Source organism: Hymenobacter sp. YIM 151858-1 (assembly GCF_025979705.1).
Taxonomy (GTDB): Bacteria; Bacteroidota; Bacteroidia; order Cytophagales; family Hymenobacteraceae; genus Solirubrum.
Map to the genome: position 1 here is coordinate 17,964 of NZ_CP110136.1, position 14,430 is coordinate 32,393.

The following is a 14,430-nucleotide window of genomic DNA, read 5'->3' on the forward strand; positions in this document are numbered from 1 at the left end:
AATAGCTGATTATCTTCGCTACGATGATTCGACCCGTACGCCGTTTCCTAGGTGCTTTGTTGGTGTTGCCCGCTTTGCTGCTGGCTGGCGAGGCGTACGCACAGATAGGCGGGCAGCGGGCTTTTGCTTCCCTGGGTCTGCCACCTACGGCTTACCTGGCCGGGGTAGGAGGGGTGAGCGTATCGGGCCGCAACAACGACCCCGGCATGCTCTACGGCAACCCGGCCCTGCTTAACAGCGACATGGACGGCCGCCTGGCCCTAAGCTACGGCGACTACCTGGCCGATATCCGGCAGAGCACGGCTGCCTACGTGCGCAACACCGAGCGGCTGGGGCGCTGGGGCTTCGGGTTGTCGTACCTGAGCTACGGCGACTTCGAGATGTACGACCCGGCCGGCGCGCCCCTAGGTCAGTTTTCCGTCAACGATTACCACCTCAGCCTGACCAACGCCCACACCTTCGGCAACTTTACCATGGGCGCTACGGCGCGCCTGGCGGTAGCCGGCATTGCGGGCAACCACTCAGTGGCGGTGCTTACCGATGTAGGCAGTGTATTCAAGCACCCCAAGCAGGACTTTACCGTTGGCTTGGCCGTGAAGAACCTAGGCTACCAGCTGAAACCCTTTGAGGGCAGCAGCCGCGAGCCGATGCCGTTTGATGTGCAGCTGGGCGCCAGCATCAAGCCCGAGCACATGCCCGTGCGCTTTACCATCACGGCGCACCACCTGTACCAGCTCGACATCGTGTACCTCGATACGCTGCAGCAGCGCCGCCAAAGCCTCGATGGTCAGCAGAAAACGCCTAAAAAGAGCTTGGGCGACCAAATTGCGCGGCACTTTGTGGTAGGCGGCGAGCTGATTTTGGGCAAAGGCCTGAACGTGCGCGTGGGCTACAATCACCTGCGCCGCCGCGAGCTGCGCCTCGATAACGTTTCGGGCGGGGCCGGCTTTTCGTTCGGTGCCATGCTCAAGCTTGGGGCGTATCAGTTCGAGTACACGCGGGCGCTCTACCACGTATCGGGCGGCACCAACTACCTCACGTTGTCGCGCAACGTGCACGAGCTGTTCGGCAAAAAGGAGTAGCCGCCGTTGCGCCCGCTGTCATTGCGAGCCAAGCGAAGCAATCGGTCCCGGGCAGGGCACAACCCTTCAGCCAGCACTAAGCGAAACCGACCTAGGGCGGGGCCGAACGATGTAGCGCGGACTTTGGCTACGCCGACCTTCGGTTGTAGTCCGCGTCCCCGGATAGTAATGTCTGACCTAGGGATGCAGCGCGTGTAGCGCGGGCTTTAGCTCGCGTTGGCCAGCACGAAATCAATAGGGCGAAACCGCGCGAAACCGTCGTTCACGCAAACGCGGGCTAAAGCCCGCGCTACCTGCAACGATTGATTTTACTATCTGTGGACGCGGACTTGCAGAGTCCGCGCTACAGCAGGCAACCTTTTTCGCTTAGTGCTAGCTGAACGGTTGTGCCCCGCTCAGGACCGATTGCCTCGTCGTGCCTCCTCGCAATGACAGCTAGCGGAACGGTGCTACTTGCCTGCATCTGCCAGAACGGCACGCCTGGGTTTTCGTCACAGTTTTTGCAGCCTGGGCAACCCTTACCACATTGCTCAGTATCTAATCAGCTGGCGGCGCCATAAGCGCAGCCCCTTGCTCATGCTCGATTCTGCGACCTTCCTTACGCCGGCTCAAATTGTAGCCGAACTCGATAAATACATAGTTGGCCAGCACGAGGCCAAGCGCAACGTAGCCATTGCCCTGCGCAACCGCTGGCGCCGCCTGCACGCGCCGCAGGAGATGCAGCGCGAAATCGTGCCCAACAACATCCTGATGATTGGCTCGACGGGCGTCGGCAAAACCGAAATTGCCCGCCGCCTGGCGGCCATTGCCGATGCGCCCTTTACCAAAGTTGAGGCCTCCAAATTCACGGAAGTAGGCTACGTGGGCCGCGACGTGGAAAGCATGGTGCGCGACCTGGCCGAACAGGCGGTGCATTTGGTAAAGCAGCGCCGCAAAGAGGCCGTGAAAACCCAGGCCGCGCAAGCCGTTGAGGATACCATTCTCGATGCGCTGATTCCGCCCATCCAGGGCACGGGTACCTCGGTGGTGAACAAGCCGGGCGTGGGCTTTGGCAACATGGGCTCCGACGATATGCCGCAGACCGATATCGAGCTGAACGAGCGCACCCGCGAGCGTTTCCGCGAGAAGCTGCGCCGCGGCGAGCTGGAAGACCGCCGCATCGAAATTAAAGTGCAGCAGAGCAGCGGCCCCGGCATTGGCGTGCTGGGCGGGCAAGCCGGCCTCGACGAAGCCTCGCTGCAAGGCCTGCAGGACATGCTCGGCTCGATGGTGCCCAAGAAAACGCGCAAGCGCAAGGTTACCATTGCCGAGGCGCGCAAACTGCTGCTCGACGAAGAAGCGGCCAAGCTCATCGATATGGATGAGGTGAAGGACGAGGCCATTCGCATCACCGAAAACGCCGGCATTATCTTCATCGACGAAATCGACAAAGTAGCCAGCAGCAGCGGCAGCCAGAAAGGCGGGCCCGATGTAAGCCGCGAGGGCGTGCAGCGCGATTTGCTGCCCATCGTGGAGGGCTCGGCCGTGAGCACCAAGTACGGCGTGGTGAACACCGACCACATCCTGTTCATTGCCGCCGGGGCGTTCCACGTCAGCAAGCCCTCCGACCTGATTCCGGAGCTGCAGGGGCGTTTCCCCATTCGCGTGGAGCTGCAAAGCCTTACCAAGGAAGACTTCTTCCGCATCCTGAAAGACCCCAAAAACGCCCTCACCAAGCAGTACGAAGCCCTGCTGAAGGCCGAAGACGTGGAGCTTACCTTCGACGACTCGGCTCTGGAGCGCTTAGCCGAAATTGCGTTTGAGGTGAACAGCGAGGTAGAGAACATCGGCGCCCGCCGCCTGCACACCGTGATGAGCCGCCTGCTCAACGATATTCTGTTCGACGTGCCCGACCGCATCGGCGCCAACGCTCACATCCTCATCAACCGGGCTTTGGTAGATGAGCGCCTGCAGAACATGGTGAAAAACCGCGACCTGAGCCAGTACATTCTGTAAGGTGCCCTAGGTGCCGCAACCGCAAAAAGGGCAGCCAAGGGGTTGCCCTTTTTGCTTTCTTACGTAGTCATTGACAAACCCTCCGTTCCCAGTTATGCACTACTACATCATCACCGGTGCCAGCCGCGGCCTAGGCAAAGCCTTGGCCGAGCAGGCGTTGGCCCGCCCCGATACCACCGTGCTAGGAGTGTCGCGGCATGCTACCATCGAACACCCGCGCTACCACCACCAGCCGCTCGATTTCTCCGACGTGGTAGCCGTGGAAAACAACCTGCACAAAGTGTTTCCGGCGCGGCCCGATGCCAGCAGCATTACGCTCATCAACAACGCCGCCGTGGTGGGCGAAATCGGCTACGTAGGTGAGCACAAAAACGAGCACTTCGAATTTGTGTTCGATGTGAACGTGATTGTGCCGGCTATGCTCATGAACACCTTCCTGAGTGCCTACGGCGCCCTAGGGTGCCCGCGTACGGTGCTCAACATCAGCAGCGGGGCCGCCCAGCGGCCCGTTGATGGGTGGGGCGCGTACTGCGCTTCCAAGGCGGCCCTCGATATGCTTAGCCAGGTGGCCCAGCACGAGCAGGAACTGCGCGGCACCGGCGTGCGCATCCGGAGCCTGGCGCCCGGCATTGTGGATACCGAAATGCAGGAGCAAATCCGCAGCTCCGACGAGCGGCAGTTTAGCCAGGTAGCGCGCTTCGAGGCCTACCACCGCGAGGGCCACCTGGCCCAGCCGCAGGCGGTAGCCCAACGCATCATTCGCTGGATTACGCAACCCGCCGCTGCGCAAGAGCCCGTGGTGCTGCGCATCGATACCCTGCCCTAGGTTGTTTTGAATGAACAATTATCAATGAGCAATGAGCAATTGGGGTAACCCACGCGGCGGGCGGGCGTAGCCTCATTGCTCATTGCTCATTGCTCATTGCTCATTGCTCATTGCTCATTGCTCATTGCCCAATAGCAATGGTGCCCGCAAAAGGCGCGTTGTTGAACGTGGGGCTGTACACGATGCGGCGCCCATCCTTCAGTACCAGTTCGTAGGTGAAGGTGAAGCTCTCGGTGGCGCGCAACGAGGCCCGCGTTACGGGCACGCGGGCGCCGCCCGCGGTGGCGTTGGCCCGGGTTACGCCCGCAATCAGCTCGTTGATGCTTACCTCCACGGCGCCGCTGGCGGGGGGCAGCCGCTTCACCAGGATGCGCGGCGCATTGCTGAGGGCGCCGGCCCCCGAGCTGTTGAACCCGCGAAACGTGCTGAACAGCTCGATGGCTTCTACCTGGCCCAGGTCGCCGCCCTGCACCTCGATGTTGAAGCTGGCCGTGGGGTTGCCGGCGCTGCTTTGCACCGCCGCCGCGCTAAAGGTGCTTTGCGGGGTAAGGTTGGTGAAGATCTGCGGGAACTCCTCGGTTTTGGGGAACGGCAGGTCGGGGTCGTCTTTGCAGCCGGGGGTACCCAGGGCCACAAACAGCAGGAACAGGGCAGTTATTACGTTTTTCATGGAAGGCTGAGTTAAAGTTGATTAAGCAGTTGCAGGGCAAGTGAAAAGCAACTTTACCGGTCCCAGAAAACCCGTTCGGTGGTAATGTCCGGCTGCGTTTGCGGCGCGTTCGGGTTCGACAGCAGGTCGTTGATGCGATAGGGCAGGCGCACCGGGAAGCCGCCCGTGGCCACAGTTTGCGGGTCGTTGTCGGTAGCGGCGTTCGGCACATCGGGGTAGCCCGTGCGGCGGTAATCGGTGTACACATCCACGCCGGTGCCAAACGAGGCAATGTATTTCTCCGTCATGATGACGTTCAGCTTGGCCTCGTTGCCCGCGGCGGCATCGTAGCGGGCCTGGGCGGCGGTTACGTAGGCCGTTACGGCGGTGGCCGGTATGGCGGGGCTGCCATCGGCGGCGGGTATGGCATTCACCTTCGCAAACGAGGCATTCAGCGCGTCGGTAAAGGCCGTGCGGGCCGCGGCGGGGTTGCTAAGCACCATCAGCTGCAGCTCCGCCTCGATGTACTTGCGCATGAAAAACGTGATGAAGCGCTGCGGCACGTTGCCCCGGCCCGAGTTGCCCGTAGCCGCCCCGCCCGCGCCGTTGTCGTAGCGGCCGCCCACGGGGTACAGGCCCTGCAAGGTGCGCGTGTTGCTGGTGTTGGAGTTGGCCTGCGGCCCGATGCTGCCAAACCGCACCGAGATAAAGCGCCCGTCCTGAAAATCGACGTCGGTGCGGGGCGTGGCCACGGCTACCTGGTTGTAGAAGTAGTACGGAATGCGCGGGTCCGTATTGTTCTTCATCAGGTTGTAGAAGAACGGGTTAATCAGGTTCTCGCGGCTTGTCGACACGTAGTCGCCCTGAAAGCCGGGGTGGCGGTTTTCGGGGTTGCCCGCGCCAATGCCGTACCGAAACTCGAAATCATCAGCCGCGGTAATCAGGTCGCCCGCAATCAGCGGCGTTACCTCGGTGGTTACGTTGCGCGTCAGCCTGATCTGGTTGTAGAGCTTCAGCTTGAGCGTGTTGCCCAGCCGAATCCACTTGGCCCGGTCGCCGTTGTAAATCAGGTCTTCGGCGCCGGGGTTGCGCGAGGCATCGGTGCGGCGCAAGTTGGCAATGCCCTCGTCAATCAGCCGGAACAAATCGGTGTAAATGGCGGCATCGTCGTCGAACGCGGGTGCGGGGTTGTTGATGCCTTGCAGCGCCTGCGAGTACGGAATGTCGCCCCACACGTCCACCATCTGGCTGAACACGTAGGCTTTCTGAATTTGCGCGATGCCCACGTGGCCCCAGGCCCCGGTGGCCGAACCGCGGCTGATGATCTGCTCGTTGTTCTGGAGCATGCTCGTGTACAGCCCCTGCCACTGGTTGTTCAGGGTGTTGCCATCGAGCGCAAACGCGCCCACCCGGAAGTTGACCAGCTGCTGCATAATGGCCGAGGTGGGCTGGCTCAGGCCCAGCACGCTGTGCCCTAGGTACGTCGACATCGACGCCTGCGCCGTGGGCAGCAGCAGCGGAATATCCACGTCGGTGGGGTTGATGGGGTCCTGGTTTACGTCCAGAAACTTGTCGCAGCCTGTTCCGCCCAGCATCAAGGCCAGCAGCGCCACCGAAATCTTCTTCGTGATGTTCATGGTGATGTGCTCGGTTAAGGATTGAGGAGGGCTAGAAATTGACGCGCAGGTTTACCCCGTAGCGGCGCGCGGTGGGGGCGTTCGAGAAATCGAAGCCCTGCGCGTTGGCGTTGCCGTAGGTGCTCGTCTCGGGGTCGAAGTTCATGTGCTCCGGAATGTTGGGCGAGTACCAGAACAGGTTGCGCGCCGAGAAACCGATGTTCACGCCCCGGATAAACTTCGTCTTGTCGAGCAGCTTCGTCGGTACCTCATACCCCAGGGTCACTTCGCGCAGGCGAATGGTGGTGCCATCGTACACCGAAAACTCCGACGGCCCCCCGATGCCGAACGAGCCCGTACCGAAGTACAAATCGTTAAGCGAAATGGCCGTGGCGTTCGGAATGGTGCTGCCATCGGCGGCGCGCAGCGGCTGGCGGGTATTCGGGTCGCCGTAAATGCCGTCAACCACCACCGTTTTGTTGCGGTCCTCGGTATCCTTCGTCACCCCGCGGCCATACAGCGTCTGGATGGTGGTGGAGTAAATGTCGCCGCCCTGGCGGTAGTCGATTACCCCTTCCAGCGTAATGCCCTTGTAGGTAAAGGTGTTGGTGAAGCCGAACTGGAAATCGGGGTTGGGGTTGCCAATCACGTCGGGCGTGGTCGAAACGATGGGCCGGCCGGTGTTGCGGTCGATGAGCACGCGGCCGCTTTCCGGGTCGCGGGCCGCTACCGAGCCCACCAGCAGGCCAAACGGCTGCCCGGGCCGGTGCACCGATTGCGGGTCGGAGAAAAACGCACCCGTGGTGCCGTTGAGCTGCTGCTGCAGCCCCTCGCGCAGCTCTTCCACAATGTTGCGGTTGCGGGTGAAGGCGGTAAAGCTCGTCCAGCGGAAACCGGCTACATCCACCGGTATCAGCGTCAGGCCCACCTCCACGCCCTTGTTCGATACCTCCCCGAAGTTGGTGGTGAAAGCCGTGAAGCCCGTGGCAAACGGCAGCGTAACGTTGGCAATCTGCGAGGTGGTGCGCCGGTCGTAGTACGTCGCGCTCAGCACGATTCGGTCTTTCAGAAAATTCAGGTCAACCCCGCCTTCAACTTCTTTCGTGAATTCGGGGGTGAGGTCGAGGTTGCCCACCGTGCCGAACACGGCGGCGCCCGAGGTGGCCACCCCGCCCGTGGGCGTGAAGGGGAAACCCAGGCTGGCGGCGTTGTTGCCCAGGCCCGGCGAGAGGCTAAAGCGCGTTAGGATTTGGTACGGCGCGGCGTCGTTGCCGGCTTTGGCGTAGCTCAGGCGCAGCTTCCCTAGGTTCAGCACATCCGACTTAATCCCGAAGGCCTCCGTGAAGATGACCGAACCGCTGATGCTGGGGTAAAAGAAGCTGCGGTTGTTGCGCGCCAGCGTCGAGGTCCAGTCGTTGCGGCCCGTCGCGTTGATGTAAATGAAGTCGCGGAAGCCCAGCGTTACGTCGCCGAGTACCCCAAACAGCCGCCGTTTTTGGTTAAGCGTGCCGTTTTGGGCCACGCTGCGCGTGTTCGTAATGTCGTCGATGTTGAACACCGTGTACGTCGAGCCAACCACCGAGGAGTTCTCGTAGCTGCGCTGGTTTACGTTGTGGCCCACAATGGCCCGTATGCTGATATCCTCCGTGAGGTTGCGGTTGAAGGTGAGTAGGGTAGTGCCTTCGAGCTCGGTGTTGGTAATGTAATCCTGCACCACCTGGCCCAGGCCGCCAGCGGCTACCGAGCCCGGGCGCAACGCCGTGTTGCGGCGGTCGGTGTACACGTTGGCGCCGCCCGTAAAGCTCAGGCTCAGCCAGTCGGTGAAATCGTAGCTGGCGTTGAAGTTGCCGATAACCCGGTCCACGCGCGACTTGTAGCTGTTGTAGCGCGTCGACCAGTACGGGTTGTCGGCCTGGCCCGTCAGCCAGCCCAGCAGCGAGGCCCGCGTAACCGGGTTTTCAAAGGGCAGGCCCGAGAGGTCGAGGTTGCGCGGCAGAAACAGCGCCCGCCCAAACGCCGATGCGTTGCCCAAAGCGTTAGGCGCACCTAGGATAGGCCCGCGCTGATCGGAGTTGACGTAGGTAACCGTGGCGCCTACCGTAATCTTGTTGAATTGCCCCGAACCACCCGCGCTGATGCTGGTCCGGTCGAAGCTCGTGAACGGAATCATGCCTTCCTGATCGGAGCGCGACAGCACGGCTGTAAACTTGCTGTTCTCGCCCACGCCGGTAAGGTTCACGGAGTTTTCGAACAAGTGCCCCGTGTTGAAGAAGTCCTTTACGTTGTCGTCAAAGGCCTGGTACGGGTACCGCGCCCCCCTGAACTGCGGCAGCGGCCCGTTCAGCGCCGGGGTGTCGTAGGGGTGGGCCACATCAGCCGGGGCCTGCGGGCTCCCAAAAGCCGGCCCCCACGAGCCGTTGGCCGCCGAGTAGGCAAAGTTGGCCCCCGAGCCGTAGCGGTTTTGGTAATCAGGCAGGCTGGCAATGCGCTCCACCGCGTACGTAGAGTTGTACCCCACGCGCAGGCCCTTGTCGCGTCGGTTGCGGCTGCCCGTCTTGGTAGTAATTACAATAGCCCCGTTGGCTGCCCGCGAGCCGTACAGCGCCGCTGCGGCAATGCCTTTCAGCACGTTGATGCTCTCGATGTTGTTCGGGTCGATGTCGGCAGCGCGGTTCGAGTACGACGAGCTGTTGCCCAGCGACGAGGCCGAGTTGTCCTGCCGGTTATCAAACGGAATGCCGTCGACCACAAACAAGGGTTGGTTTTCGCCCAGCAACGACGAGTTTCCCCGGATGGTAATGCGCGTAGCGGCCCCCGGCGAGCCGCTCGAACCGCCGATGTTCACGCCTGGCAATTTGCCCTGCAGCGTCCGGAGCACATCGGGTTCGGCCTTCTGCACCACCTGCGAGCTGCTGATTTCTGACACCGCATAGCCCAAAGCCCGTTTCTCGCGCTGGATACCTAGGGCCGTTACCACTACCTCGCCCAGCTGCTGAGTGCTGGGAGCCAAGCCAACGCTCACTTGGTTTGTCGTGCCGATGGGTTGCTCCAGGTTGTTGTAGCCAACCGAGCTGAACACGAGCGTTCCACCTTCGGCCGGAACCGAAATTGTGTAGCTGCCATCGGCACCGGTAGCCGTACCGGTGGTTGTTCCTTTCAATAGCACAGTAACCCCGGGTAGCCCCGTACCATTACTTCGGTCAGTCACCTGCCCCGTAATAGTTCTGTTTTGCGCTGCCACCTGCAGTACCAGCGTCACCATGAGCACAAAGCTCAACAGTAGGCGTTTTTCCATGCTGCACCACGATTTAGAGTATCATGCCACTGATATTATAAGGTAATAATAAATGTTAGAATAATTATATATTGCCGAGCTTCCAACAAACAAAAAGCCCCGACCATTTGGCCGGGGCTTTTTGTGTAAAAGAGGCTAAGCTTAGTAACCGGGGTTCTGCGTGATGTTCGGGTTGTTTACCGTTTCGCGGAAGGGAATCGGTAGCAACAAACGACGAGCATCCGTTAGACTCAGTACCTGCTGGGCACGACCCGTGCGAATCAGGTCAAACCAGCGGTGGCCTTCCAGGGCTAGCTCAACCCGACGGTCGCGCTCGATTTGCTCGAGCAGTTGCGCTTGGGTAAGCGTAGCTACTGCAACGGGCAAGCCTGCACGGGTACGAACGCGGTTTAGGGCAGTCAGCGCGCCGGGCAGATCGTTCTGGCGGGCCTTAGCTTCGGCGCTGTTCAACAGCATCTCGGCCAGGCGAATGGCTTTGAAGTTATCGGTGCCCGTGCCCGGATCAACATATTTGATCGAAGTACCGGTGGGTACCGTGCGGCCGTTCAGGGTAAAAGTGCCATTCGAAATGGTAGCATCCTTGCGCAGGTCGCCAGCTTCGTAAGCTGTCGGCAGGGTCGAGCCAGGGCCCGTCGGAGAAATTTCGTTACGGCCACCATTTGCCGTGGGCAATAGGAAGAAGGCAAACGAGCTCTGCGTCTGCGCATCAAACTGTACCTCGAAGATAGATTCCGAGGGGTTTTCGGCCGTAACAGCTGTGCGGTAGCTCGCGTTGAGCTGGAAGGGGCCGGCAATTACCTGGTCGGCCAGGCGGGCCGCATCGGCCCACTGCTGGCGGTACAGGGCCACGCGCGACTGCAACGCCAAGGCTGCCCAACGGGTAGCGCGGGCCGGGTTGGTCGAGGTCGGCAGGTTAGGAGCCGCCGCCGTCAGGTCCGCCACGATCTGATCGTACACGGCCGATTGGGGCGTACGCGCCACGTTCAGCGTGTTGTCGGGCGTGGTGGTCGGGGTCAGCACCAGCGGCACATCACCCCAGTAGTTGGTGAGGTAGAAGTAAGCCAATGCCCGGATGAACTGGGCTTCGGCAACAATCTGGTTTTTCGTAGCCTCCGGAGCCGTGATGCCCGGGGCATAAGCAATCAGGTTGTTCGCGCGGTTCACCGTGGAGTACAACGAGCTCCACATGCTGGTTACCTCCGTGTTGTCAACCAGAATGGAACGGTTTTTAATCTGGCTGAAGGTCGGGAACGTGCCAACGTGTGCTAGGTTATCGGCAAGCAAATCGGAGAACAGCGGTACCCGCAGGCCGAGATTGTTGGCGCTAAGCAGGTTGCCGTAGGTGCCGGTCAGCACAGCCTGGGCACCCTCCAGGTCGGTGAAAACCTGGGTGCGGTCGAGGGAGTTGCGGGGTTCAGGCTGCAGAAAGTCCGAGCAGCTTACCGCGCCGAAGCTCAGCAGTCCGAGAACAGCCAGCGTCGAAATTTTGGAACGAATATTCATGAATGAGAGAGACTTCAACGAGGGAAAGAATTACAGGCCGATGTTGACGCCCACTTGGTACACGCGGGCCTGCGGGAAGGTGAGGAAGTCGGTGCCCAACGAGGTGTTAGTGCCACTGAACGTGTTTACTTCCGGCTCCAGACCCGAGTATTTCGTGAAGGTCAGCAGGTTCTGGCCAGCTAGGTACACCCGAGCCGATTGCAGGCGCAGCGGACGGATGAGGTTGCTTGGCAGGTTGTAGCCCAGTGTTGCGGTTTTCAGGCGCAGGTACGAGCCATCTTCCAGCCAGCGGTCCGATACACGGCGGTTGTTGTTCGGGTCACCCCAGGCCGCACGCGGCATCGAAGTGCTGGGGTTGTCGGGCGTCCAACGGTCGCGCACCGAGCCCAACTGGCCAAACTGGCCGTTCATGCCTTCACCGAACGCACGCGTGTTGTTGTAAATCTCGTTGCCCTGCGTAAACTGGAAGAAGAAGCTCAAGTCGATGCCTTTCCAGTTCAGGGTGTTGGTGATACCGCCGAAGAAGTTAGGCTGAGCCGAACCAATGATCTTCTGGTCGGCAGCGGTGATAACGCCGTCGTTGTTCAGGTCGCGGAAGCGAATGTCGCCGGGGCGGGGAGTGGTTGCCGCGCTGGTGCCCTGGTACAATGCCGTAGCGCTGCCGGTACGGGCTCGTGCGTTGGCAATGTCGGTATCAATCTCGCCCTGGTTCTGGTAAACGCGGTCTACTACATAGCCATAGAAGCTACCCAGCGGCTGACCAACCTCTACGCGGCTGGCGAAGCCGGCCAGGAAGGGAGCGTTGTTAACCAGACGGGTTACCTTGTTGCGAATGATCGAAACGTTCAGGTTGGTCGTCCAGCTGAAGTTGTCCGTTTTCACGTTCTGCGTGGTCAGGTCAAATTCGAGACCCCGGTTGCGCAGGTCACCGATGTTCTGGGTAACACTGCCGAAGCCCGAAGTGAGCGGCAGCTGGCGGTTGAGCAGCAGGTCCTTAGATTTACGGTCGAAGGCATTTACCGATAGCGAAATCCGGTTTTCGAGCACACCTACGTCGACACCCGCGCTGATTTCACCCGTTTGCTCCCAACCCAGGTCGCTTACACCGAGCTGCGTGGGCGCAAAGCCGGAGATGCCGTTGTAGTTGGCCAAGTTGCCCGCACCAACACCAAATAGGTTGCGCGAAGCGAAGTTGCCAATTTCGAAGTTACCCACTACGCCGTAACCACCGCGCAGCTTCAGTTCGCTGATAACGGGGTTACCCTTCAGGAAACCTTCTTCCGACACACGCCAAGCTGCCGAAGCCGCCGGGAACCAGCCGTACTTGTTTTCGGCGCCGAAGCGCGAAGAACCGTCGCGACGCAGCGAAGCCGAGAGAATATACTTACCCTGGTAGTTGTAGTTGGCACGCCCAAAGTAGGAGAGCAACGTCCAGAGAGTTTCGTCGGAAGACGCATCCGTTTTCACCGAGCCAGCCGATGCCTGACGGATTTTGTTCGTGGCAAAGCCCGATACCGACGTAATGATGCCGTTCTGCACCGAGCGCTGGGCGCTCTGGCCTAACAGCAAGGTCAGCGAGTGGTCGCCAAAAGCCTTGTCGTAGGTCAGGGTGTTTTCGTTAATCCAACCCACATCGTAGCGCGAGTTGAAGTTAGCCGAGCCGTTGCTACCTACGGCCTGCAAGGCCGTGCTCGGAATGTACACGTCCTCTTTAAGGTTGAGGTAGTCGCCGCCCAAGGAGGTGCGGAAGCGCAACGAAGGAATAATCTGGTAATCGGCGTAAATGTTACCGATTGCACGGTTATTCCGAGCCAAGAAAGTCGGCAGCGTGGCCGCGGCAATCGGGTTTTCAACCGACGAGAACGGGTCGCGGCCGAAGGTGCCATCGGCATTGCGTACGGGGAACTGCGAGCCCAGCAGCAGGGCCGTGCTCAATACTCCGTAAATATTGTTGTCGTTGTTGATTCGGTTGCTGAGCGAGCGGCTGCCCGTCAGGCTCATACCTAGGCGCAGCTTATCGGTAGCTTGGTGGTCGAGGTTGATGCGACCACTACCACGGCTAAAGCCAGAGCCTAAGATGATGCCTTCCTGATCGAAGTAGGTACCCGAAATCAGGAAGCGGGTTTTTGCGTCGCCGCCCGAAGCGGTCAGCGTGTAGTTCTGAATACGTGCATCCCGGAACACTTCATCCTGCCAGTTGGTGCTGGCACCCGTGAAGAGCTGCTGTGTAGCAGGGTTGGGGTTGGCAGTTACGTAGCGGGGCGTCAGGCCCACATTGGTACGTGCCTCGTTGATAAGATTCTGCGACTCTTCCCCGTTCAGTACGTCGAGACGACGCCAGGTTTGCTGTACACCTGCGTAGGCGTCGAGCGTAATTTTGGTTCGGCCGGCTTGGCCACGCTTGGTCGTGATCAGCACTACGCCGTTGGCCGCACGCGAACCGTAGATAGCTGCCGCCGATGCATCCTTCAGGATTTCGATCGAGGCAATATCGTTCGGGTTCAAGTCCGAAATGGCATTGAGTTGCTGGTTGCCAACGCCCACGTTCGAATAGCTACCGATATTAATCGGTACACCATCCACTACGTACAGTGGGTCGCTGCTGGCCGAAATAGAGTTGTTGCCGCGGATACGCACCGTAACACCACCGCCCGGAGTACCCGAGTTGGCGTTTACCTGCACACCCGACGCACGGCCCTGCAGCACCTGCTCTACGCTGGCAACAGGTTGGGTTTCGAACTGCTTAGAATCTACCTGCGATACCGCACCCGTAACGAGGGTTTTGGACTGCTCGCCGTAGCCTACTACCACAATTTCGCTAAGGGTTTTGGCGTCCGGTGCCATCCCAACGTTGATCTGGGTATCGGTGCCGATCGGTCTCTCGAGTGCTATGTAGCCAACCGAGCTTACTTGTAAGGTCCCGCCTTCCCCGGATACACTCAGAGTGAAAGTACCATCGGAGTTTGTGGAGACACCATTGGTAGTGCCCTTTACAAGTACCGTAGCTCCAGGCAACCCTTCGCCAGTGGTACGGTCGGTTACCCGACCAGAGATCTGTCGGGTTTGAGCATCCACATGGTGAGCAAGGGCTACCAATGGTACTAAACCCAGTAAAAATTTGTTCATGCGGTTAGAAGTGAGTGAAGTGACAACCGATTTCCAATTTATGCAGGTAAAAGGATTTTACCTAGCAAGTACCAATGCTAAAAAAACGCGATTCCGAAAATTTGGCAAGCGCATGCTCAATTATTGCCAATCTGGCAATCCAGGATTCGCCAGCTCATATGCCCCCTGCACGATGCACTCCTCGAAGCATGCTCCTTGAAACTTGCCTATAAGAATAGCAGATAATCACAGCACAAGCAAATTCGCTTTTCCTTTTTTTAAGATATGGACTTATTTGCTGTATATACATATAACTATTATAAGTGCCGACCAGCTTAAAACCTAAATATTGAACTATT

The 14,430-nt window shown here is 59.7% G+C and carries 8 protein-coding genes; 3 read left to right on the forward strand and 5 right to left on the reverse strand.

Features of this window, described 5'->3' with window-relative positions; all coding sequences use genetic code 11:
- Nucleotides 1–23 precede the first annotated feature (23 nt).
- The 3 genes from porQ to OIS50_RS00100 all read left to right on the forward strand — a co-directional run bounded on the left by porQ (nt 24) and on the right by OIS50_RS00100 (nt 3,903).
- A complete protein-coding gene (gene porQ / locus OIS50_RS00090) occupies nt 24–1,082 on the forward strand; it encodes a type IX secretion system protein PorQ (RefSeq protein ID WP_264692306.1) in 1,059 nt (352 codons plus the stop codon).
- A 576-nt stretch (nt 1,083–1,658) separates the two neighbouring features.
- Nucleotides 1,659–3,077 carry an ATP-dependent protease ATPase subunit HslU gene (gene hslU, locus OIS50_RS00095; protein WP_264692307.1) on the forward strand — a complete coding sequence of 473 codons (1,419 nt, stop codon included), beginning with the start codon at nt 1,659–1,661 and terminating at the stop codon, nt 3,075–3,077.
- A 94-nt stretch (nt 3,078–3,171) separates the two neighbouring features.
- Nucleotides 3,172–3,903 carry an SDR family NAD(P)-dependent oxidoreductase gene (locus tag OIS50_RS00100; RefSeq protein WP_264692308.1) on the forward strand — a complete coding sequence of 244 codons (732 nt, stop codon included), beginning with the start codon at nt 3,172–3,174 and terminating at the stop codon, nt 3,901–3,903.
- 121 nt (nt 3,904–4,024) lie between these two features.
- Here the strand turns inward: OIS50_RS00100 and OIS50_RS00105 are convergent, their stop codons facing one another.
- The 5 genes from OIS50_RS00105 to OIS50_RS00125 all read right to left on the reverse strand — a co-directional run bounded on the left by OIS50_RS00105 (nt 4,025) and on the right by OIS50_RS00125 (nt 14,092).
- Nucleotides 4,025–4,573, reverse strand: a complete 549-nt coding sequence (locus OIS50_RS00105) for a hypothetical protein (RefSeq protein ID WP_264692309.1) — start codon at nt 4,571–4,573, stop codon at nt 4,025–4,027.
- 53 nt (nt 4,574–4,626) lie between these two features.
- Nucleotides 4,627–6,189, reverse strand: coding sequence for a SusD/RagB family nutrient-binding outer membrane lipoprotein (locus OIS50_RS00110; protein WP_264692310.1), 1,563 nt, complete (start codon nt 6,187–6,189; stop codon nt 4,627–4,629).
- Between the two features lie 31 nt (nt 6,190–6,220).
- A complete protein-coding gene (locus OIS50_RS00115) occupies nt 6,221–9,463 on the reverse strand; it encodes a SusC/RagA family TonB-linked outer membrane protein (RefSeq protein ID WP_264692311.1) in 3,243 nt (1,080 codons plus the stop codon).
- A 141-nt stretch (nt 9,464–9,604) separates the two neighbouring features.
- Nucleotides 9,605–10,966, reverse strand: coding sequence for a RagB/SusD family nutrient uptake outer membrane protein (locus OIS50_RS00120; RefSeq protein ID WP_264692312.1), 1,362 nt, complete (start codon nt 10,964–10,966; stop codon nt 9,605–9,607).
- Nucleotides 10,967–10,996: 30 nt separating this feature from the next.
- On the reverse strand, nt 10,997–14,092 hold the full coding sequence (locus OIS50_RS00125) for a SusC/RagA family TonB-linked outer membrane protein (protein ID WP_264692313.1): 3,096 nt from the start codon (nt 14,090–14,092) through the stop codon (nt 10,997–10,999).
- Nucleotides 14,093–14,430 lie beyond the last annotated feature (338 nt).